We start from the raw sequence: 20,508 nt of genomic DNA, 5'->3' as shown, positions 1-20,508 counted from the left end.
GTCGGGGGTCAGGAGAGCTTGGGGAGGATCTCGTCGGCGACGCGGTGGCCGGATTCGGCGGCGCCGTCGATGTAGCCCGTCCAGCGGGTGGCGGTTTCGGTGCCGGCCCAGTGCAGGGGACCGACCGGGCGGCGTAGGGCCGGGCCGAAGCGGGTGAGGGCGCCGGGGACGGCGAAGGCTCCGTAGCAGCCGCGGCTGTACTCCTCCTGCGCCCAGTCGCGTTCGATGAAGGCGATGGGGTTGCGGGCCTTGGGGCCGAAGTAGCCGACGAGGTCGTTGATCACCTGGGCGCGGCGCTCGTCGGGGTCCATGCGTGAGCCGGTGTCGGCGTGGCGTCCTTCGAGGAAGCCGACGAGTACGCCGCACGATCCGTCGTGGGGGGTGTTGTCGAGGACGGTGCCGAAGGGGCGGTGGGTGCTGTTGGCCTGGCCGCTGAGGCCGGCGTGGCGCCAGAACGGCTCCTCGTAGGCGATGTTGATCTTGATGACGCGGCCCATCGGCATCCGCTGGATGAGCTGGTCGCGGTCGCCGGGCAGGCCGGGGGTGTAGCGGATCCGGGCGGCGAGCGGCGGCGGGACGGCGACGGCGGCGCGCCGGGCGCGGACGGTGAGGCCGCTGCGCGTGGTGACGCGGACGCCGGAGGTGGCTGCGGGCTGCCAGTCGATGTCAGTGACGGGGGCGTCGAGGACGATCCGGTCGCCGAGTTCCTCGGCCAGTTCGAGCGCGATGCGCTGTGTTCCGCCGAGGACGCGGTCCTGCTGGGCCCCGCCGGAGACGTTGATCAGCTGGTCGAGCCCGCCGGCGGCGCCGACGTAGAAGGCGGCCCAGAGTGCGGACATGTCCTCGGGTTCGCCTGAGAAGACCGCCTCGGTGATCAGCCGGAAGAAGTCCCGGCCGCCCGGGGTGCGGGCGGTGCGGTGCAGCCAGGTGTCGAAGGTCTGGCGGTCGAGTTCCTCGGCCCGGGGCGCTCGCCAGGGCTCGGCGGCGGCGACCTGGCGGGCGATGCGGTCCAGGCGGTACTGGGTCTGTCCGATGTCGGCGAGGACGAGGGGGTTGAGCTTGGGGATCCGGCCCGTGTACTGGGCGCGGGTGGTGCGGATCTCTGCGATGTGCTCGCCCTCGCCGTAGGTGGGGTAGGTGTTCAGGCCGAGTTCCCTGATGAGTTGCATGGCCTGGTGCTGGGCCGGGCCGACCCACTGCCCGCCGACCTCGATGGGAGCGCCTCCGGGCAGCTCGCCGTTCAGGAGCCGGCCTCCTACGCGGTCTCGTGCTTCCAGGACCAGGACGTCCGCCCCGTTCCGCACAAGGTCCCGGGCGGCCACCAGGCCCGCCACACCGGCGCCGACGATCACGACGTCCGCTGGCTTCTCCATCACGTCCACCATTCATACGGAGTGCATCTGACATGCATAGCGTATGTGATATCCATGGCGTATGGAAACGCTGCGCGAAAAGTACGCGGAGAACACCCGCCGCACCCTGCTCGACACGGGGCTCAGCCTCTTCACCGAACGCGACTACACGGCCGTCTCCGCAGAGGAACTGGTGCGCACGGCAGGGCTGACGCGCGGCGCGCTCTACCACCACTTCGACGGCAAGGCCGGACTCTTCGAGGCCGTCTTCGAAGAGCTGGAGCGGCAGGCCACCGAACGCATCCGGGCAGTGATCGCCCCCGTGACCGATCCGCGCGAGCGCGCGTACCGGGGCGTCGACGCGTTCCTCGATGTCTGCAGCGGGGAGGCGTACCGGCACATCGTGCTGCAGCAGGGCCCGATCGCCCTGGGCTGGCAGCGGTGGCGCGAGCTGGACCAGCTCCACCTCGGCGGCCTGGTCCAGGACGTCGTGAACGCCGCACTGGACGCCGGACGCCTGCGGCCCTACCCTGCCGCTCTGGTCGCCCGGGCTTTCTACGGCGCGCTCACCGAGCTCTCCATCACGATCACGGAAGCCGACGAACCGGAGCGGACCCGCGCCCAGGCGGCGCAACTCGTACGCGACCTCATCGGCGGCGTCGTAACCCCCGGCGGCCAGCCCCCGGCATGACCCACCGCTGCCGTCCCGTCGTCACACCGCGGAGGGCGGCGCCATGTCAAATTAACGGTCCGATGATCGGAGAGACATAGCCTAGCTGCGCGGGGCGTCCGTCAGGGCGTCCGCGACGTCCACGAAGCCCTTCTTCTGGGCGGTGAGGCGGCCCTCGCGGACCACCTGGAACGTCACCTTCGTGTTGACGATGCGCGGGTAGCTCAGCGTGCCGACGAGGTCCTTGAAGCGCCAGCGGAGCGTCGGGGTCAGGCCGCCGGTGTCGACCTCGACGCCTCCGTTGAGCGCCGCCACGACCCGGCCCGGGGTGACGGTGTCGTCGCCGATCGCCCGGACGGCCGCCCGCAGCGCGGTGTAGGCGATCCACGTGGTCTGCACGGCCGTGTCGTCCGGGTCGATGCGGTTGTCCCCGAAGGCGTACTTCCCGATCACATCGCGCATCTGCTGCCAGCGCGCGTTCTTGGCGTCCGGGTACCAGCCGGTGACGTAGGCGCCCTCGAAGGGGCTGTTCCGGCCGCCGGTGCGGTCGATGAGCGGCTGGCTGACGCTCCCCAGCACGGAGGAGATCCTGACCTCCCCGCCGTCCGGCTCCAGCCGGCGGAAGGAGTCGAAGAACGTCTCGGTACGGGCGCCGAGCACCGCCGTCACACAGCCGCCCTCGGACCGCTCCAGCGCCTGCGCTGCCTGTTCGTCGTAGGACGTGGCGTCCAGCGGGGCCAGGATGTCGGTGGAGGCGGGCCGGTGGGCGGCCAGCAGGCCGTTGTTGAGCAGCGGAGGCATCCCGTCGCCGCCGATCGAGTCGGGCCGCACCAGCGAGACCCGGCTGCAGCTGCCGCCCAACTGCTGCCCGTGACCCGCCAGCAGGGCCGACTGGCCGCCGTTGACCGGATAGGAGAGGTAGCTGCTGAACTCCTCGGTGGAGGCGCCGTAGCCGCCGATGTACGGGACGCCGCCCGCCTCCAGTGCGGGCATGAAGCCCTGCCCGTGGCGGCTGTACGAACCGACGACGGCGGCCACCTTCTTCTCGACGGCCTCCCGCGCGCACCGTTCGGCGCCGATCGAGGTGTCGCCCTCGTCGCAGACGATCACCCGCAGCTTGCGCCCGTCGATGCCCCCCGTGTCGTTGACCCAGCGGGCGTACGTCTGCGCCATCGCGGGCACCCCGGCCATCTTCACCGCGTTGATGTCCGCGGACCGGTCGGGGGCCCACGTCATCACGGTGACGGGCTCCCTGGATCCCCCCGTGGCCCCAGGAAGCCCGCCGCAGCCGGACAGCAGGACCGCCCCCGCCGCCGCCGCGCTGATGGCGCCCGGGAAGGGGCGGGGAAAGGTGGGGCGTCGCCGTCCGGTCATGGAAAGGGACTTTTCCGGGCCCGGGGTAACGGCGCGGTGTGCCGTGTTCAACGCTCGGTGACGTCCGGGTGAATTGCGGGGGCCCGTGCGGAGGTGCGGTGAAGGAACGTACGATCGGGCAGCGTGCAGCAAGGTTCGGAGAACTCTTCCCGTCGCGGCCGTCGCTCCTCCACCATGGGCGGCATGCCGCTCACTGACATGCCGTGGTGGCGCTGGCGCACCAACGTGCGCTCGGCGCTGCACATGCTCTCCGACCCCGTCTTCCACCGCGAGTGCTGGCTCGCCGGCCGGGAAGGGTACGGGGACGTCACCGACGCCGTGTACCGCCTGGTCGAGGACACCTGGCTCGACAACTGGTCCGCCGAGAAGTACGTCGGCACCATCTTCAGGGACTCCGCCGAGGCCGTCGCCGTGGACGCCGCCGCCCTGCGGGTCCTGCGGATCATGCACCAGGTCGGCGCGGACGCCCCCGTCTCCGCCTATCTGGAGCACCCCGGCTGGCCCGAGGCCGTCCACGCGGCCCGCGAGGCCCATGTGATGCTCGCCACGAACGACGCGGAGGACCCGGACACACCGCCCCGGTCGCTGGACGCCATCCGCATCATGACCAGGGCCGCCTAGGGACGGCCGGTTGTGGCACGCTACGAGGATGACCGCGCCACAGCCCGCCTCCGCCGCCATCCCGGACGCCGCCGCGACCGAGCAGTACGTCCTCACGCTCTCCTGCCCCGACAAACAGGGCATCGTGCACGCTGTGTCGAGCTATCTCTTCATGACCGGCTGCAACATCGAGGACAGCCAGCAGTTCGGGGACCACGACACGGGTCTGTTCTTCATGCGCGTCCACTTCTCGGCGGACGCCACCGTGACCGTGGACAAGCTGCGCGCCAGCTTCGCCGCGATCGGTGAGGCCTTCCGGATGGAGTGGCAGATCCACCGGTCGGACGAGAAGATGCGGGTCGTGCTGATGGTCAGCAAGTTCGGCCACTGCCTCAACGACCTGCTGTTCCGCTCCCGTACCGGCGCGCTGCCGGTCGAGATCGCGGCCGTCGTCTCCAACCACACGGACTTCGCCGAGCTCGTCGCCTCGTACGGCGTCCCCTTCCGGCATCTGCCGGTGACGAAGGACAACAAGCCGGAGGCCGAGGCGCGGCTGCTGGAGCTGGTCCGCGAGGAGGACGTCGAGCTGGTCGTCCTGGCCCGCTACATGCAGGTCCTGTCCGACGATCTCTGCAAGCAGCTCAGCGGCCGGATCATCAACATCCACCACTCGTTCCTGCCGAGCTTCAAGGGCGCCAAGCCCTACCACCAGGCGCACGCCCGGGGCGTGAAGCTGATCGGCGCGACCGCGCACTACGTCACCGCCGACCTCGACGAGGGCCCGATCATCGAGCAGGAGGTCGAGCGCGTCGGCCACGACGTGACCCCCGACCAGCTGGTCGCCATCGGCCGGGACGTGGAGTGCCAGGCGCTGGCGCGTGCGGTGAAGTGGCACGCGGAACGGCGCATCCTGCTCAACGGCCTCCGCACGGTGGTCTTCGCATAGCGGCTGCGCCGACCGGGACGCCGGGGTGGTGTGTCGGGGCCGGCCGAGAAACGGCGTCGGAGTCGGCCGGGACGTCGGCGGGTGTGTCGGGGCGGGCCTGCTGAGGTGTCGTGCGGGTGCCAGGGTCTGCTGAGGCGTCGTGCGGATGTCAGAGCCGGCTGAGCGAGGCCGCCGCGAACAGCACGTCGCGGATGGCCTCGCGGTCGCCCTCCTGGCCCGCCGCCGCTTCCACCGGCGAGATGTGGCCCGCGACGAGCCGGCAGAACTCCACCCCGTCCAGCGCGACCTGCGCCACCGCACGCTCCGGCGCGCCGACGGCGGCCGGGGAGTCCAGCGCGATGTACCAGTCGCCTCCGCCGTGCCCCTCGATCTCCAGATGGAGCGAGCGGCCCGGCGCGCCCGCTGCGACGACCTCCTTCACCGGACCGGCCAGTCCGGCGCCGCGCCGCCCCGCCAGGGCGGCGGGAAGCATGCGGGCCGCCAGGTCGATCATCCGGTGCAGATGGGCCGCCGACGGTGCCTGGTACGGATAGTCGACGGCGTCGGCGATGTCCCCGCCGTGCACCCAGCACTCGAACGCCCGGTCCAGGGCGGCGTCCTGGAGCGGCAGGGCGAAGGCGCCGTAGGAGACGGACGTCTCGGCGGCGTTCCGCCCGGCGAAGGACGCCGTCCGGATCAGCTCGTGGCTCTGGGCCCGCCAGGGCTCGCGGACGGCCCGGGTGGGCGGCCGGCGCGCCGCCGACCAGTACGTCTCGGTGCGCTCGGTGGGGTCCAGCGGAGCCCGGCCGTCGTCGAGCGGGTCGCCGAGCCCGAGCGCGGCGGACAGCAGCCCGTCGACGGCCATCAGGTGCCCGATCACCCCGGCGACCGTGGTCCGGCGGCTGACCCGGCGCTCCTCCTCGAACCACTGGAGGCGCACCGGGGCGTGCCACTCGGAGTCCCCGATGTCGCGGAGCAGGGCGTCGAGCCGGGCGGTCTCGGCGTCGTACGGGGCGGCCCACTCCGGCACCGGGATCCGGGCCGGACGGCTGCCGAAGCAGCCGTCCAGCACCCGGGTGCGGAGCGTCGGGTCGAGGTCCAGGGAACCGTCGGTGTGGAGCAGCCCCACCGCGTCCCGCAGCCGCAGCGCCTCGTCCGCGCACGGAGCGCACCCGGTGAGGTGGTCATCCACGGCGGCGGTCTCCTCCGCCGAGCAGGCGGACAGCGCCCAGGCGCCGAGGAGGGCCTTGAGGACCTGGTGGGGGAGGGCGACCGGGGCGGAGGTCACGCGAGGGTCCGGGGCGGAGGCCATGAGGGGGTCCGGGGTGCCGGGTGGCTCCTGGGTGAGGTCGTCCGCCGGGCCCGGGGTGGTCGGGCCTGCGGTGGTCGGGTCCGGGGTGGTCGGGTCTGCGCCCGGTTCCCGGGCGGCCGAGCTTGCGGCGGTCGGGCCTGCGGCGTGTGGGCCTGGGACGGTCGGGCCTGCAGCGTGCGGGCTCGGGGCGACCGGGTCTGCGGCGTGCGGTGCTGGGGCGACCGGGCCCGCGCCTGGTTCGGGGGCCGCCGGTCGCGGGTGGCCGTCGGCCGATTCCGCTCCCGGTTCCGGGGCGGGCGCGGCACGCGGCCCGGGTTCAGGTTCCGCTTCCTGTTCCGGGGCGGGCACGTGGCCCGGCGCGGTTTCCGGTTCAGGTTCCGGGGCAGGGCCCGGCCCGGGTTCCGGTTCCGCCGTGGTGTCCGGCTCGGGGTGCTGCCCTGCGGCGGCGGATACCGGGCCGGGCCCGGGTTCGTCCGGCTCCTCCGCGGCATGCTCGGGCGCGGGGGCAGGGCCCTCCTCCGCGTCGCCCGGCGCGGGCGCGGACGCGGGCTGCGACTGTTCCGGTACGGCCTCGTCCGGGGCCGTACCGCTCGGCGGCGGCAGCGGAGGCAGCGGCATGGACGCCAGGTCCAGGTCGTCCACCGCCCCGCGCGGCCCGGGTATCCGCCGGGCGCCGCGCACCTCCTCCTCGCCGCCCTCGCTCTCGCGTCCGTCGCCGCTCACCGGAACCGTCCGTAACCGGGTGGCGCGGACCCTTCGAGCGGGCGGGCGTTCGCCGTGGAGAGCAGCTGGAGTCCCAGCCGGAGCCGGCGGCGCGCCTCGTCCTCGGTGACCCCGAGATCGGCGGCGGTCTGCCGGTAGTCCCGCCGGTGGATGTACGCCAGTTCCAGGGCCTCCCGCAGCGGTACGGGCATCGAGGAGACGATGTAGTCGGCGCGGGCGGCGGCCGTGGCGCTGCGCACCCGCCGCTCGACCTCCTCCGGGTCGGGCGCCGCGCCCTCGCCGTGCTCCGCCGCGTAGTGGGAGGCCGCCGCGTGGCGCAGCCGCTGGACGGACCGGCGGTGGGTGAGGCGGGCCACCCAGGAGCGCATCGACCCCTGCTTCGGGTCGTACGCCTCGGGGTTCTCCCAGACCTGGGCGAAGACCTCACGGGTCACCAGGTCGGCGGCGTCCTCGTCGTCGAGCATCCGGTGCGCCTGGCTGTGGACGAGGGCCGCGAACCGGTCGTAGAGCTCGCCGAGCGCCGCCGCCTCGCCGCGGGCCAGCCTCTGCTGCATCCTGCGGTCCCAGCGGGGCGCTGTGTCCTTCGCCATGAACCCCCCAGCCCCCGGCCCTGTTCTGCCCGGCTCCGTGATGCACCCTGTGCCCGTGAGGACCGAATGTAGTCCGCCGGATGTGCGGTGCACGCGTCTTTGCGGCAACTCTCGTCCCGCGGCGCATGGCCGACGACGGTAGTCGATTTTCGGCCCGGATGACTCCCCGGCCGTTCTGATCAGCGAAAACGGGCCGAACTGCGCCTTTCTGTCGGAAATCTCCTGGGCCTTGACGGGTGCTTCGGTGTTTCATGAGGGAGCGGCTGGGAAGCCGCGAGGAGGAACGGAAACTTCCGGATTGCCGGGAGCCCCGGAACGAGAGGTCCAGTCGTGACGCTCAAGGTGGACGAGGCGGAGCAGGGCTCCTGGGCCGTGCTGCGCATCAGCGGTGAACTCGATCTGGTGACCTCGCCCGTCGTGCGCCAGTCCGTCCACGACGCGGTCGCCGAGGGCCGGCACGACGTGGTGCTGGATCTGTCCGAGGTCTTCTTCTGCGACTCCAGCGGCGTCGGTGTGCTGATCGCCTCGCGCCGGCTGATGAAGTCCTGCGGTGGCCGCCTGCGGCTGATCCTCCCGGCCCGGGGCGCGGAGGACGGCTCGCACGTCAACAAGGTGCTCGGTGCGCTCGGCGTGCGCCGGCTGTTCGACGTCTACCCCGACGCGCTCTCGGCCACCGACGAGGAGTGCAGGCCGCTGAGCGCCTGAAGCGGTGCCCGCCGATGCGAGGTTGTCACACAGGAACAGCTTCTCGGTGACACGTGAGCGCTCCCGGCGACGTACGCTCCCCGCATGGACAGCGCAGAGTACGAGCGAAAGATCGCGCACCGGTTCGCCGCCTTCGACCAGGACGGCAACGGCTACATCGATCGCGCCGATTTCAACGCCGCAGCCGCCCGCCTGCTCGCCGAGTTCGGTACGACGGCCCGCTGCGACAAGGGGCAGGCCCTCTACACCGGGGCCGAGGCCTTCTGGCAGGGCATGGCGGGGATCGCCGACGTGGACGGGGACCAGCGGGTCACCCGTGAGGAGTTCGCGGGCGGGGCGGTGAAGCGGCTCCGGGACAACCCCGAACGGTTCGCCGAGATCGCCCGGCCGTTCCTGCGGGCGGTCATCGCCGTCGCGGACGGCGGGAACGACGGCAGAGCGTCGGTCGCGGACGTGGAGCGGGCGCTCCGGGTCCTCGGGGCCAGCCCCGAGATCGCGGGCGTCGCCGCGCAGAGTCTGGACACCGACCGGGACGGGAAGGTCGCGGAGAGCGATGTGGTGTCGGCGCTCGCCGTGTACTTCACGGTGATCGAGCCCGACGCGTAGCCGCTCCCGGCGTCGCGGAGCCGTGTATCTGTCTCCGTGACGCCCGGCGGTGCGGGGCCATGAACCTGTCTCCGTGACGCCCGGTGGTGCGGGGCCGTTCACCTCTCCCCGTCGTGCCTGGCGTCGCGGGGCCGTGCACCCGTCCTCGTAACGCCTGGCGGTGCGGTGGCAGGCACCCGTCACCCTGACGCCCGGCATCGCGGGGGCGGCGCACCCGCCCCCGCACCTCTCGGCGCCACGGGGCGGCGCACCCGCCCCCGTGGCGCCGACCTCACCCGCTGAACCGTTCCCGCAGCCGGTACTTGAGCACCTTGCGCAGCGTCTCGTTGCGGGGCAGCGCGTCGAGCACCTCCCACCGTTCCGGCACCTTGTGGACGGACAGGCCCGCGTCCCGCAGGTGGGCCGTGAGCTCCGCCGGCGTCAACGGCGGTGCTCCGGGCGGCTGTTCGATCACCGCGCAGACCTGTTCGCCGCGCTCCGGGTCGGGCAGGCCGATCACCGCCGCGTCGGCCACGCCCGGGTGCGTGTGCAGCAGGTCCTCGATCTCCTTGGTGGAGATGTTCTCGCCCTTGCGGATGATGATGTCCTTCAGCCGTCCGGTGAGCGTGAGGTGTCCGCTCTCCCGGAGCACTCCCAGGTCCCCGGTGACGAGGAACCCCTCGGCGTCGAAGGCCGCCGCCGTGGCGGCCGGGTCCAGGTAGCCCCGGCAGACCGCCTCCCCGCGCAGCCGTACCTCGCCCTCCACTCCGTACGGGAGCGGCTCGCCGTGCTCGTCGGTGATCCGGATCTCCATCCCCTCCGGCGGCCGCCCCTCGGTCAGCGACAGGTGCTCGGCGGTGTCGTCCGGGGCGCCCATGGTGATCATCGGGACCTCGGTCATGCCGTAGCCGTGGGTGAGCTGGACCCCCATCTCCCGCACCACCGCGTGGTAGACCTCCGGCGGCTTGGGGGCGCCCCCGCCCGCGAGGAGGCGGAGGGAGGGGATGAGCGGGCGGTCCGGGTCCTTGCGCTGCTCGGCCAGGAACATCGCGTAGAAGGCCGTCGACCCGCCCGCCACGGTCACCCCGTGCCGCCGGTACTCCGCCAGCGCGTCCGGCAGTGCGAACTGCTCGAACATGACCGCCGGGAACCCGTACAGGAGCAGCATCACCGTGTAGTCGGGCCCGGCGACATGGGCGTACGGGAACGCCATCGATCCCACGTCGTCCGCGTCGAGCCCCAGCGCGTGCGCGAGGCAGGAGCCGCCCGCGATCAGGGAGCGGTCGGTGTGCAGGACGCCCTTGGGGTCGGAGGTGGTGCCCGAGGTCCAGTAGATCCAGCGGACCTCCTCGCCGGAGGCCGGTTCCGGCGGGGGCGGCAGGAGCGCCGGATCGCCGTCGGGGAGGGTGTCGTACGCCTCGAAGACGTGCGGTGGGTCCGGGAGTTCGCGGGCGATCCGCTCGGCCATCGCGGTGTGGTCGAAGCCCCGCCAGACGCCCGGCACGGCGAAGAACGCAGCCCCCGACTCCCGCAGCGCGAACCGCACTTCGCGGTCCCGGTAGAACGGGATGACCGGACTCTGCACCGCTTGGAGCCGGGTCAGCGCGAAGGAGAGCAGGGCCGTCTCCAGGCGGGTCGGCAGCTGCCAGGCGACGACGGTCCCGGCCCGTACGCCCATCCCGTACAGCCCGGCCGCGACCCGCTCCGCGCGGTCGCGCAGTTCGCCGAAGGTCAGGACCCGGTCCCCCTGGAGCAGCACCGGGCGGTCGGGGGTGCGGGCGGCGCGGGCCTCGATCAGCTCCCAGAAGGTGCGGGAGGCGCCCAGGGTGCGGGCGAGCGCGGTCACGTCGTTCACGGCGGTCACGGGGTCCCTCCGAACTGACGATCCGTCAGATGTGGTGCAGAGCGTAGGGCTCCGCGCCTTGTCGGTCCAGGGGTGCGGGGCTAGCCTGAGGTCCGCAAGCGTATCTGACGGGCCATCAGAAAGTGCCCGGAGCCCGGAGCCCGCCGGGGCTCCCGGGTGCGCGGAGGGGACGGCACACACCATGACGGACACGGAACTGCCTCGCATCGTCAGCGTCGACGACCACGTGATCGAGCCCGCGCACCTCTTCTCCACCTGGCTCCCCGCGAAGTACCGCGAGCGCGGTCCCCGGCCGCTCACGGCGGGCATCGGCGAACTGGCCTACACCGGCGGGAAGTACGTCATCACGATGGACCCGGACGGGCCGCCCGCCGACTGGTGGGTCTACGAGGACCTGAAGTTCCCGTACAAGCGGAACATCGCCGCCGTCGGCTTCGACCGCGACGACATGACGCTGGAGGGCATCACCCGGGCCGAGATGCGCCCCGGCTGCTGGGACCCTGCCGAGCGCCTCAAGGACATGGACCTCAACCACGTAGAGGCGTCCCTCTGCTTCCCGACCTTCCCGCGCTTCTGCGGCCAGACCTTCGCCGAGGCGCACGACAAGGAGGTCGCCCTCGCCTGCGTGCGCGCCTACAACGACTGGATGGTCGAGGAGTGGTGCGGCGACAGCGGCGGCCGGCTGATCCCGCTCTGCATCATCCCGCTCTGGGACATCGGCCTCGCGGTGGCCGAGGTCCGGCGGAACGCGGCCCGGGGCGTCCGCGCGGTCACCTTCTCCGAGATCCCCACCCACCTCGGGCTCCCCTCCATCCACACCGGCTACTGGGACCCGTTCTTCGCCGTCTGCCAGGAGACCGGCACCGTCGTCAACATGCACATCGGGTCCAGCTCCCAGATGCCCGCCGCGTCCCCCGACGCCCCGCCCGCCGTCCAGGCCTCGCTCTCCTTCAACAACGCCATGGCCTCGATGATGGACTTCCTCTTCAGCGGGGTGCTGGTGAAGTTCCCGACGCTGAAACTCGCCTACAGCGAGGGGCAGATGGGGTGGATCCCGTACGCCCTGGAGCGCGCCGACGACGTGTGGGAGGAGCACCGGGCCTGGGGCGGGGTGCGCGATCTGATCCCCGAACCGCCGTCGACGTACTACTACCGGCAGATGTTCTGCTGCTTCTTCCGCGACAAGCACGGGATCGCGTCGCTGGACGTCGTCGGCCGCGACAACGCCACCTTCGAGACCGACTACCCGCACGTGGACTCGACCTTCCCGCACACGAAGCAGGTCGCGCTCGACCACGTCGAGGGACTGGACGCGGAGACCGTCCGCAAGCTGATGCGCGGCAACGCGATCCGGATGCTCGGCCTGGACCTGGACAGGTAGGCGGGGCGGCGGTGGATCTCGCGTACACGGAGGCCGAGGAGGCGTTCCGGGGCCGGCTGCGGGAGTGGCTGACCGCGGTCCTCCCCAGCCTGCCCCCGAAGCCCTCACCCGACGACTGGCCCGCGCGCCGGGCGTACGACACCGCCTGGCAGCGGATGCTCCACGACGCCGGGTACGCGGGCCTGCACTGGCCGGTGGACGCGGGCGGGCGGGGGGCCACGCCGACGCAGCACCTGATCTTCCTGGAGGAGACGGAGAGGGCGGGAGCGCCCTACGTGGGGGCGAACTTCGTCGGCCTGCTGCACGCCGGGCCGACGATCGCCGCCGAGGGCACGGCCGGCCAGCGGGCCCGCTGGCTGCCCCCGGTGCTGCGCGGCGACGAGATCTGGTGCCAGGGGTTCAGCGAGCCGGACGCGGGCTCCGACCTGGCCGCGCTGCGGACGCGGGCGGTGCGCGACGGCGACGACTACGTGGTCACCGGGCAGAAGATCTGGACCTCGCACGCCGAGGTCGCCGACTGGTGCGAGCTGCTGGTGCGGACCGACCCGGACGCGCCGAAGCACCGGGGGATCAGCTGGCTCGCGATGCCGATGGACGCCCCGGGGATCACGGTCCGGCCGCTGCGGACGCTCGCCGGGTCCACCGAGTTCGCCGAGATGTTCCTCGACGAGGTCCGGGTGCCGGTGCGCAACCGCGTCGGGCCCGAGAACGACGGCTGGCGGGTCACCATGGTCACCCTCTCCTTCGAGCGCGGCACCGCCTTCGTCGGCGAGGTCGTCGCCTGCCGCCGCACCCTGGACGCGCTCGCCGACGAGGCCCGGCGCAACGGGCGCTGGGACGATCCGGTGCTACGGCGGAGGCTCGGGCGGCTGAGCGCCGAACTCCGGGCCCTGTGGCGGCTCACGCAGGCCGACGTCAGCGAGGCGGAGCGCACGGGCGGGGTCCCCGGCATCGGCGGCTCGGTCTTCAAGCTGCGCTACTCCGGGGTCCGCCAGGAGCTGTACGAGGCGGCGGCGGAGGTACTGGGCGCGGACGCCTTCGACGTCGACCGGGAGTGGGTCCTGGACCGGCTGTCCTCCCTCTCGTACACCATCGCCGCGGGCACCTCGCAGATCCAGCGCACGATCGTCGCCGAGCGCATCCTCGGCCTGCCGAAGGGGCGCTGAGGCCGCCGTGGACTTCCAGCTCTCGGACGACCAGCGGGCCCTGCGGTCCGGCATGCGCGACCTGCTCGGCGCGGTCTTCGACCGGGACCGGCTGCGGGCGGCGGTGGAGCGGGACGGAGCCCTGGACCGTTCCCTGTGGCGGGAGCTGGGCGCGGCCGGCTTCTTCGCCCTGCGGCTGCCGGAGGACGAGGGCGGGGTGGGCCTCGGGCTGCCCGAGGCGGTGCTGCTCTTCGAGGAGGCGGGCCGGGCGCTCCTGCCGGGCCCGCTGGTCGCCACGCACCTGGCGGCGGGCCGGGTGAAGGGGGCCGCCGAAGGCGAGGCGGTGGTGACGGCCGTGGACGGAGAGCTGCCGGTGGCGCACCTGGCGGAGGCGGACGCGGTCCTGCTGGTGGGCGGGGAGGCGGTGAGCGCGCGGGAAGCGCGGCAAGCACCGCAAGCACCGCAAGCGCGGGAACTGCCGGACGGGCGGACGCTGACCGGGGAGGCGCTGCGCGCCTTCCTGGCCGCCGCCCGGCCCGTACGGTCGATGGACCCGCTCACGCCGCTGCACCGCGCGCCGGCGGGTGCGGCAGCGGCGGTGGGGCGTGTGCCGACGGGACGTCCGCCGACGGCGGAGGGCGGTCGTGCGGCGTCGGAGCGCGCGCGGGCGGAAGCGGATCGCGCCCCGGCCGCGTCGGAGCGCACGCGGGCGGATACGGATCGCGCCCCGGTCGGGGCGGAGCACCCGGGAGCGGACACGGGGCGCGTCGCGGGCGCGGTGGCGTGCACGGGCGTGGGCGCGGATCGCGTCGCGGGCGCGGTGGCGCGCACCCCGGCGTACGCCGGGCGGCTTCGTTTCGAGGCCGCGCTTCTCACCGCCGCCGAGCAACTGGGCAGCGCCGTACGCACCACCGAGGCGGCCGTTCAACACGCCCGGGACCGTGAGCAGTTCGGATCGCCCATCGGATCGTTCCAGGCGGTCAAGCATCTCTGCGCCGACATGCTCGCCCGCACCGAACCGGCCCGCGCCGCCGTGTACGCGGCCGCCGTGACCGGCGACCCGCTGGAGATCGCGGCGGCGAAGCTCCTCGCCGACGAGGCAGCCGTACGCAACGCCCGTGACTGCCTCCAGATCCACGGAGGGATGGGCTTCACCTGGGAGGCAGATGTTCACCTCCACCTGAAACGGGCCTGGCTCCGGGCCGCCTCCTGGCTCACCGGGGCCGCGGCCGAGGAGCTGCTCGCCGCCGGGCTGGGGGCGGCGGGGCCGCTTCCGCGCAGCTCGGCGGCGTACGGGCGGCCGGTTCCGGAAGCCGGGGGTGAAGGGTGACGCAGCGCATCCGCCCCATGCCGATACCGGGTTGTGTCCTTTGCGTGATTCGTCACCGGGCGGAGTCGGGGCCCGGCTCGGGTACGCTCCGTGGGATGCGAGTGGTTCTGGAACCGGGCGATCCGGGGGCGGCCTGTGCGGCGGCTCCGGTCCGGAGCGAGGGCTCTCGTCGGAGATGTGCCGGGCCTGCCCGAAGAGCGTTTCTGGCGGTCTCTGCGCGCTCCTGTTCGACTCCCCGCGGTGAGCGTCGCACAGTATGCACCACGCGTACTCCTTCGCGCTGGAATATGCCCGAAGCGCTTGTTGCGGTGACTGTACGTCAACCATGCTGTCGCGTAAGGGAATCACGTTCCGTGACCCTGAGGAGGCGCGAGGCGATGTGTCCGCCGGTTCGGATGGTGTGAGCGGTGCAGGTGCTTCAGGTTCAGCTGGAGGTCGGTCCGGATCCCGCAGAGGTGGGGCGGGCCCGTAGGTGGGCGCGCTCGCGCCTGGTCGGATCCGGGATAGGGGATGACGAGCCGCTCGCCGAGACGCTCATCCTGCTGATCTCGGAGCTGGTCACCAACGCCGTCGTCCACACGGGCTGTCCCGCCGTGCTGCGGATGCTCTTCGGCGGGGGCGGCGCCTCCGGCGCGGCCGGGACCGTCCGGGTCGAGGTCGCCGACGCCAGCGACCGCCCGCCGCTCCAGCGGCACGCCGCGGGCGAGGACACCAACGGCCGGGGCCTGGAGCTGGTGGACGGGCTCGCCGACCGCTGGGGCTGGCTGCCGGAGGGCGCGGGGAAGCAGATCTGGTGCGAGGTCGACCGGAGCGCGCCGGTGCGGGGCGCGGAGCCGCCCCGGGTGGTCGTGCAGGGCGGCGGAGAGGTGTGCGAGCCGCCCGTGTGCGTCTTCACCGACAATCTGGCCTGAGCCCACGCCCGAGCCCCCTGACGTGAACCGCTCGTCGCCCCGCTCTACAGGACCGCGACCGGGGCGACCGGCGCCCCGGTCGCCCCGGCGAACGGCTCCGGCGCGGCGGTGAGCAGGAAGGCGTGGCGGCCTTCTTCGGCGCAGGCGGCGGACAGCGCCTCCAGGTTCCAGTTCTGGCCCTGGAGCAGGCCCATCTCGACCAGGTGCAGCGCGTGCACGGGCAGCCACAGGTCCGCGATCTCCGGCGGGAAGATCTCGAAGGTCAGGGTGTCGTTGGCGACGGCCGCCGCGTCCCGGGCGTGGAACCACGCGGGTGTGCGCACGGAGAGCCCCGGCGACGGGTAGCCGTACGCCTCGCGGTCCCCGGCCAGTGCGAGGCGCATCTGCCCGGTCCGTACGAGCACGATGTCCCCGGCCCGTACGCGTACGCCCCCGAACTCCTCCGCCGCCGCCAGGTCCTCCGGTGTGATCGCGTGGTCGCCCGGCAGCCGGTCCACGCCCCGGGCGCGCGCCACGTCCAGCAGCACCCCGCGTGAGACGAGGTGCTCCACGGCGGTGACGGACGAGAACCGGGCCCCGCCGTGGGCGGTGATCGTGTCCGCCGGACGGCCGTTGTAGATCTTCCCGCTGTGCGAGACGTGGGACAGGGCGTCCCAGTGGGTGGCCGCCTGGAGGCCCATCGTGACGGCGTCGTCGCTGGTGGCGACCGTGCCGGGGCCGAAGAGCTCCTGGTTGATCTGGACCATGGTGTGCAGCGGGTTGACCCGGCCCGGGATGAGCCCGCTCTGCACCCCGTCGTGCCGGAGCGGCAGTGCGAGCGGTATCCGGCGGCCGGTGCGGACGGTCGCCACCGCCTCGCGCACGACGGCGTCGGTGATGAGGTTGAGCGTTCCCCGCTCGTCGTCGGCCCCCCAGCGGCCCCAGTTGTTCACGCGCTTCGCGATCTCGTGGAACTCGGCCGGCAGGGACATGCATCCTCCTGGGTCTTGTGCCGGGGTGTGCGACTGCCCGTAAAATCTAACGGTCCGTCAGAAACCGCGGGAAGGGGCCGGGCATGGGGAACTTCTTGGCAGGGAGGGTGGTCGCCGTGACGGGGGCCGGCCGGGGCATCGGCCGGGCGGTCGCGCTCGCCGCGGCGGCGGAGGGAGCGCGGGTCGTCGTCAACGACTACGGCGTCTCCGTCGAGGGTTCCGAACCGGCCGGCGAGGTCGCCGGGGCCGTCGTCGAGGAGATCGGGGCGGCGGGCGGCACGGCGGTCGCGGTCGCGGACGACATCTCCACGATGGCGGGCGGGCAGCGGATCGTGGACACGGCGCTGGCGGAGTACGGCCGGCTCGACGGGGTGGTCTGCGTGGCCGGGATCCTGCGCGAGCGGATGCTGTTCAACATGTCCGAGGAGGAGTGGGACCCCGTCCTCGCGACGCATCTGAAGGGCACGTTCACGGTGTTCCGGGCCGCGTCGGCGGTGATGCGGAAGCAGGAGGGCGGGGGCACGCTGATCGGCTTCACCAGCGGCAACCACCAGGGCAGCGTCGCCCAGGCCAACTACAGCGCGGCCAAGGGCGGGATCATCTCGCTGGTCCGCAGCGCGGCGCTGGGCCTGCACCGCTACGGGGTCACGGCGAACGCGGTCGCGCCCGTCGCGCGGACCCGGATGTCGGCCGGGGTCCCGATGGAACTGAAGGAGATCGGGGAGCCGGAGGACGTGGCGGCGCTGGTCGTCTACCTGCTGAGCGAGCGGGCGCGGGCGGAGGGGATCACCGGTCAGGTGTACACGATCGCGGGCCCGAAGATCGCGGTCTGGGCCCAGCCGAGGGAGCTGCGGGCCGGGTACGCGGAGGGAGCGGCCTGGACCCCGGAACGGATCGCGGACTTCCTGCCGGGGACGGTGGGGGTGGACCCGATGCCGATGCTGGCGCGGGTGGCGGAGATGGCGGCGGCGGCGAAGTCGGGGACCCGGCCGAACGCCTCCAGCCCTTCCGGCGGGCCCGCGCGGGACGACCGGGGTATGCCCAGCCCCTCCGGCGATTGAGGAGCGGGGGTCCGGGACTCCGCTCCCCGATCGCCGGAGGGGCTGGATGTGCGGGCCCCGCTCCTCAATCGCCGGACGGGCTCGAACGCGGGGCGGAGCCCCCGGGGACAGGAGGCACGTATGGACTTCCGTACCGAGGTGCGCGCCTGGCTGGCGGACCGCCTCACCGACACCCCCACCCCCCACCCGCGCGCGTGGGAGCGCGAGCTGGGCAGGGCCGGCTGGATCGGCATCGGCTGGCCCGGCGCGGACGGCGAGACGTACGGCAACCGCCGCGCCACCCTCGCCGAGCAGGTCGTCTGGGCCGAGGAGTACACCCGCTCCGCCGCCCCCGCCCGCATGGGGCACATCGGGGAGAACCTCCTCGCCCCCACCCTCATCCTGTACGGGACCGAGGAGCAGAAGCGCCGCCATCTGCCACCCGTCGCCCGCGGTGAGACGCTCTGGTGCCAGGGGTACAGCGAACCGGGCGCGGGGTCCGACCTGGCCGGGATACGTACCACGGCCACCCCCGACGGCGCCGGCGGCTACGCCGTGACCGGGCAGAAGATCTGGACCTCGCTCGCCCGGGACGCCGACTTCTGCTTCGTCCTCGCCCGTACCGACCCCGGCTCCACCCGCCACCACGGGCTGTCGTTCCTGCTCCTGGACATGGACCAGCCGGGGCGGATCGAGGTGCGGCCGATCCGCCAGCTGACCGGGACCAGCGAGTTCAACGAGGTGTTCTTCGACGGGGCCCGGGCCACCGAGACCGTCGGCGGGGAGGGCGACGGCTGGCGGGTGGCCATGGGCCTGCTCGCCCTGGAGCGCGGGGTCTCCACCCTCGCCCAGCAGATCGGGTTCGCCGAGGAGCTGGCCCGGGTTGTCGCCGCCGCCGTGGCGAGCGGGGCCGCCGAGGACCCCGTCATCAGGGCCCGGCTCGTTCGCCAGTGGGCCGAGCTGGACACCATGCGCCGCCACGCCCTGCGCACCCTCGGCACCACCGGCGACCCGGGCGCGCCCAGTGTGGCCAAGCTGCTGTGGGGCGGCTGGCACCGGCGGCTGGGGGAGCTGGCGGTGGAGGTCGCGGGGGAGGCGGGGGCCGTCGGCCCCGAGCCGTGGACGGCGGACCGACCGTACGAGATCGACCCCGCCCAGCACCTGTTCCTCTTCAGCCGGGCCGACACCATCTACGGCGGCTCCGACGAGATCCAGCGGAACATCATCGCCGAGCGGGTGCTCGGCCTACCGAAGGAGCCGAGATGAGAGGCGTCGTCTTCGACGGCACACGGACCGAGGTCGTCGACGACCTGGAGATACGCGACCCGGGCCCCGGCGAGGTGCTGGTGGCGATCGCCGCCGCCGGGCTCTGCCACAGCGACCTGTCGGTGATCGACGGCACGATCCCCTTCCCGGCTCCCGTCGTGCTCGGCCACGAGGGGGCGGGCGTGGTGGAAGCGGTCGGGCCCGGTGTCGTGCACGTGCGGCCCGGTGACCACGTCGCGCTGTCCACCCTCGCCAACTGCGGGGCCTGCGCCCAGTGCGACCGGGGCAGGCCCACCATGTGCCGCAAGGCGATCGGACGTCCCGGGCGGCCCTTCTCGCGGGGCGGGGAGCCGGTGTTCCAGTTCGCCTCCAACTCCGCCTTCGCGGAACGTACGGTGGTACGCGCCGTCCAGGCCGTCAGGATCCCGGCCGATCTGCCCCTCACCTCCGCCGCCCTGATCGGCTGCGGCGTGCTGACGGGTGTCGGGGCGGTGCTGAACCGGGCGAAGGTCGGCCTCGGCGACACCGTCGTGGTCATCGGCACCGGAGGCGTCGGCCTCAACGTGCTCCAGGGGGCCCGGCTGGCCGGTGCGCGCACCGTCGTCGCCGTCGACAGCAACCCGGCGAAGGAGGCGGTGGCCCGGCGGTTCGGCGCCACGCACTTCCTGACCTCGGCCGACGGGGTGCGCGGCATCCTGCCCGACGGGGCCGACCACGCCTTCGAGTGCGTCGGGCGCACCGAGCTGATCCGCCAGGCGATCGACCTGCTGGACCGCCACGGGCAGGCCGTGCTGCTGGGCGTCCCGGCGGCGGGCGCCGAGGCGTCGTTCCTGGTCTCGTCGATGTACCTGGACAAGTCGATCCTGGGCTGCCGCTACGGTTCCTCCCGGCCTCAGCGCGACATCGCCCGGTACGCGGACCTCTACGGGCAGGGCCGGCTGCTGCTGGACGAACTGGTGACCGCGACCTATCCGGTGGAGGATTTCGCCAAGGCGGCCGACGACGCGCACCACGGGCGGGTGGCCCGGGGAGTGCTGGTGTTCTGATCCCTCCGGGTCAGCCGCGCGGGCAGGACCGGGCCTCGGCCGCGGCCTTGAGCTCGCCGACCCACGCTTCGAGGCCCTGCTTCAGGACGCCGGTGGCGTAGGGGACGTTCGCCTCCACCTGCTCGCCGGTGTGGGTCTCCTCGGTGCGGACGAGGACGCCGCCCGGAACCTTCCGGAAGCTCCACACGTGTACGCCGTCGATGCGCAGCCCCTCGCCGACGGCCGGTCCGGTCCACCGGATGCAGGAACCGCGCTCGACCTGGCGGACGGTGGACGTGATGTCCAGGCTGGTGGCGGGGGTCGCGGGGTTGGGCGGGACCGGGGTGGTCCAGCGGAACGCCGAACCGGGGCGGAAGGGGCCGTGGTCGAGGCGGTCCGCGCTCGTCACGTGGGTCTGCCAGCCCGGCCAGCGCTCCACGTCGGTCTGGAGCTTCCAGAGGGTCCTCAGCGGCGCGTCGATCACGGCCTCGGCGCGGGCGCGGACCAGGGCCTCGGCGTCGACGCCCTCGCCCCGGCAGGTGAGCGACGGGACCGGGCGCGCGGCGGCGGGCGCGGCAGCGGTGGCGAGGAGCCCGACGGCGGTGAGCGGCAGGGTCAGCAGGGCGGCGGCGGTGGTGGTGGCGGTGCGGGTCCGGGACATCGGAATCTCCTTCTGTTAGTGGCTCACTCCTTAGTGAGAAGTTGTAACTCCCGCAAGTCGGGCGGTCAAGAGGGTCCG

Annotated in this window: 19 protein-coding genes; 12 read left to right on the top strand and 7 right to left on the bottom strand. The window is 73.2% G+C overall.

Features of this window, described 5'->3' with window-relative positions; all coding sequences use genetic code 11:
• Positions 1-8: 8 nt before the first annotated feature.
• A complete protein-coding gene (locus KME66_RS13355) occupies positions 9-1,373 on the bottom strand; it encodes an FAD-dependent oxidoreductase (RefSeq protein WP_301184491.1) in 1,365 nt (454 codons plus the stop codon).
• Positions 1,374-1,434: 61 nt separating this feature from the next.
• On the opposite strand from KME66_RS13355, the gene KME66_RS13350 reads away from it, so the two are divergent.
• Positions 1,435-2,043, top strand: coding sequence for a TetR/AcrR family transcriptional regulator (locus tag KME66_RS13350; protein ID WP_216322134.1), 609 nt, complete (start codon positions 1,435-1,437; stop codon positions 2,041-2,043).
• 81 nt (positions 2,044-2,124) lie between these two features.
• On the opposite strand, the gene KME66_RS13345 is transcribed toward KME66_RS13350, so the two are convergent.
• Entirely contained in the window at positions 2,125-3,396 is a 1,272-nt protein-coding gene (locus tag KME66_RS13345; protein WP_216322131.1) for an ABC transporter substrate-binding protein, read from the bottom strand.
• A gap of 174 nt (positions 3,397-3,570) precedes the next feature.
• Between KME66_RS13345 and KME66_RS13340 the strand changes: the two genes are divergently transcribed.
• On the top strand, positions 3,571-4,017 hold the full coding sequence (locus tag KME66_RS13340) for a hypothetical protein (RefSeq protein ID WP_073219794.1): 447 nt from the start codon (positions 3,571-3,573) through the stop codon (positions 4,015-4,017).
• A 28-nt stretch (positions 4,018-4,045) separates the two neighbouring features.
• Positions 4,046-4,942 carry a formyltetrahydrofolate deformylase gene (gene purU / locus KME66_RS13335; RefSeq protein WP_216322128.1) on the top strand — a complete coding sequence of 299 codons (897 nt, stop codon included), beginning with the start codon at positions 4,046-4,048 and terminating at the stop codon, positions 4,940-4,942.
• A gap of 148 nt (positions 4,943-5,090) precedes the next feature.
• Here the strand turns inward: purU and KME66_RS13330 are convergent, their stop codons facing one another.
• Together KME66_RS13330 and KME66_RS13325 are read right to left on the bottom strand one after the other, a co-directional pair.
• Positions 5,091-6,581: a zf-HC2 domain-containing protein gene (locus tag KME66_RS13330; protein ID WP_253208585.1), complete on the bottom strand. Its 1,491-nt coding sequence runs from the start codon at positions 6,579-6,581 to the stop codon at positions 5,091-5,093.
• Between the two features lie 371 nt (positions 6,582-6,952).
• Positions 6,953-7,546: a sigma-70 family RNA polymerase sigma factor gene (locus KME66_RS13325; RefSeq protein ID WP_073219801.1), complete on the bottom strand. Its 594-nt coding sequence runs from the start codon at positions 7,544-7,546 to the stop codon at positions 6,953-6,955.
• A 330-nt stretch (positions 7,547-7,876) separates the two neighbouring features.
• On the opposite strand from KME66_RS13325, the gene KME66_RS13320 reads away from it, so the two are divergent.
• On the top strand, positions 7,877-8,251 hold the full coding sequence (locus KME66_RS13320; protein WP_032777759.1) for an STAS domain-containing protein: 375 nt from the start codon (positions 7,877-7,879) through the stop codon (positions 8,249-8,251).
• Positions 8,252-8,335: 84 nt separating this feature from the next.
• Positions 8,336-8,857 (top strand): EF-hand domain-containing protein, encoded by a 522-nt coding sequence (locus tag KME66_RS13315; RefSeq protein ID WP_073219808.1) that lies wholly within the window; start codon positions 8,336-8,338, stop codon positions 8,855-8,857.
• Positions 8,858-9,128: 271 nt separating this feature from the next.
• Here KME66_RS13315 and KME66_RS13310 read toward each other — a convergent pair whose 3' ends face one another.
• A complete protein-coding gene (locus tag KME66_RS13310; RefSeq protein WP_216322122.1) occupies positions 9,129-10,700 on the bottom strand; it encodes a class I adenylate-forming enzyme family protein in 1,572 nt (523 codons plus the stop codon).
• Positions 10,701-10,881: 181 nt separating this feature from the next.
• On the opposite strand from KME66_RS13310, the gene KME66_RS13305 reads away from it, so the two are divergent.
• From KME66_RS13305 to KME66_RS13290, 4 genes are all read left to right on the top strand, one after another.
• A complete protein-coding gene (locus tag KME66_RS13305; protein ID WP_216322119.1) occupies positions 10,882-12,081 on the top strand; it encodes an amidohydrolase family protein in 1,200 nt (399 codons plus the stop codon).
• Positions 12,082-12,092: 11 nt separating this feature from the next.
• Positions 12,093-13,247, top strand: a complete 1,155-nt coding sequence (locus KME66_RS13300; RefSeq protein WP_216322116.1) for an acyl-CoA dehydrogenase family protein — start codon at positions 12,093-12,095, stop codon at positions 13,245-13,247.
• A 7-nt stretch (positions 13,248-13,254) separates the two neighbouring features.
• On the top strand, positions 13,255-14,556 hold the full coding sequence (locus KME66_RS13295) for an acyl-CoA dehydrogenase family protein (protein ID WP_216322113.1): 1,302 nt from the start codon (positions 13,255-13,257) through the stop codon (positions 14,554-14,556).
• A 407-nt stretch (positions 14,557-14,963) separates the two neighbouring features.
• Positions 14,964-15,467: an ATP-binding protein gene (locus KME66_RS13290; protein WP_216322110.1), complete on the top strand. Its 504-nt coding sequence runs from the start codon at positions 14,964-14,966 to the stop codon at positions 15,465-15,467.
• Between the two features lie 44 nt (positions 15,468-15,511).
• Here the strand turns inward: KME66_RS13290 and KME66_RS13285 are convergent, their stop codons facing one another.
• Complete coding sequence (locus KME66_RS13285; RefSeq protein ID WP_216322107.1) at positions 15,512-16,438, bottom strand: cyclase family protein; 927 nt, start codon at positions 16,436-16,438, stop codon at positions 15,512-15,514.
• An 83-nt stretch (positions 16,439-16,521) separates the two neighbouring features.
• On the opposite strand from KME66_RS13285, the gene KME66_RS13280 reads away from it, so the two are divergent.
• From KME66_RS13280 to KME66_RS13270, 3 genes are all read left to right on the top strand, one after another.
• The gene (locus tag KME66_RS13280) at positions 16,522-17,499 is read left to right on the top strand and encodes an SDR family oxidoreductase (RefSeq protein ID WP_216322104.1); all 978 of its coding nucleotides are present in this window, start codon (positions 16,522-16,524) and stop codon (positions 17,497-17,499) included.
• Positions 17,500-17,619: 120 nt separating this feature from the next.
• Positions 17,620-18,744, top strand: a complete 1,125-nt coding sequence (locus KME66_RS13275; protein ID WP_216322101.1) for an acyl-CoA dehydrogenase family protein — start codon at positions 17,620-17,622, stop codon at positions 18,742-18,744.
• Positions 18,741-19,790: a Zn-dependent alcohol dehydrogenase gene (locus KME66_RS13270; protein WP_073219847.1), complete on the top strand. Its 1,050-nt coding sequence runs from the start codon at positions 18,741-18,743 to the stop codon at positions 19,788-19,790. Before KME66_RS13275 ends, KME66_RS13270 begins: the two co-directional genes overlap by 4 nt.
• A 10-nt stretch (positions 19,791-19,800) precedes the next feature.
• On the opposite strand, the gene KME66_RS13265 is transcribed toward KME66_RS13270, so the two are convergent.
• Positions 19,801-20,430, bottom strand: coding sequence for an SRPBCC family protein (locus KME66_RS13265; protein ID WP_216322098.1), 630 nt, complete (start codon positions 20,428-20,430; stop codon positions 19,801-19,803).
• Positions 20,431-20,508 lie beyond the last annotated feature (78 nt).

It is taken from the genome of Streptomyces sp. YPW6 (assembly GCF_018866325.1).
Taxonomy (GTDB): domain Bacteria; phylum Actinomycetota; class Actinomycetes; order Streptomycetales; family Streptomycetaceae; genus Streptomyces.
Note: the sequence above shows the minus strand (reverse complement) of the source record. Positions and strands in the feature narration are given on the sequence as shown.

What these genes read in the sequence shown, in the direction of transcription:
- KME66_RS13355 (WP_301184491.1), bottom strand. Translation starts at nt 1,373, where the DNA reads ATGGAGAAGCCAGCGGACGTCGTGATCGTCGGCGCCGGTGTGGCGGGC.
- KME66_RS13350 (WP_216322134.1), top strand. Translation starts at nt 1,435, where the DNA reads ATGGAAACGCTGCGCGAAAAGTACGCGGAGAACACCCGCCGCACCCTG.
- KME66_RS13345 (WP_216322131.1), bottom strand. Translation starts at nt 3,396, where the DNA reads ATGACCGGACGGCGACGCCCCACCTTTCCCCGCCCCTTCCCGGGCGCC.
- KME66_RS13340 (WP_073219794.1), top strand. Translation starts at nt 3,571, where the DNA reads ATGGGCGGCATGCCGCTCACTGACATGCCGTGGTGGCGCTGGCGCACC.
- purU (WP_216322128.1), top strand. Translation starts at nt 4,046, where the DNA reads ATGACCGCGCCACAGCCCGCCTCCGCCGCCATCCCGGACGCCGCCGCG.
- KME66_RS13325 (WP_073219801.1), bottom strand. Translation starts at nt 7,546, where the DNA reads ATGGCGAAGGACACAGCGCCCCGCTGGGACCGCAGGATGCAGCAGAGG.
- KME66_RS13315 (WP_073219808.1), top strand. Translation starts at nt 8,336, where the DNA reads ATGGACAGCGCAGAGTACGAGCGAAAGATCGCGCACCGGTTCGCCGCC.
- KME66_RS13305 (WP_216322119.1), top strand. Translation starts at nt 10,882, where the DNA reads ATGACGGACACGGAACTGCCTCGCATCGTCAGCGTCGACGACCACGTG.
- KME66_RS13285 (WP_216322107.1), bottom strand. Translation starts at nt 16,438, where the DNA reads ATGTCCCTGCCGGCCGAGTTCCACGAGATCGCGAAGCGCGTGAACAAC.
- KME66_RS13280 (WP_216322104.1), top strand. Translation starts at nt 16,522, where the DNA reads ATGGGGAACTTCTTGGCAGGGAGGGTGGTCGCCGTGACGGGGGCCGGC.
- KME66_RS13275 (WP_216322101.1), top strand. Translation starts at nt 17,620, where the DNA reads ATGGACTTCCGTACCGAGGTGCGCGCCTGGCTGGCGGACCGCCTCACC.
- KME66_RS13270 (WP_073219847.1), top strand. Translation starts at nt 18,741, where the DNA reads ATGAGAGGCGTCGTCTTCGACGGCACACGGACCGAGGTCGTCGACGAC.
- KME66_RS13265 (WP_216322098.1), bottom strand. Translation starts at nt 20,430, where the DNA reads ATGTCCCGGACCCGCACCGCCACCACCACCGCCGCCGCCCTGCTGACC.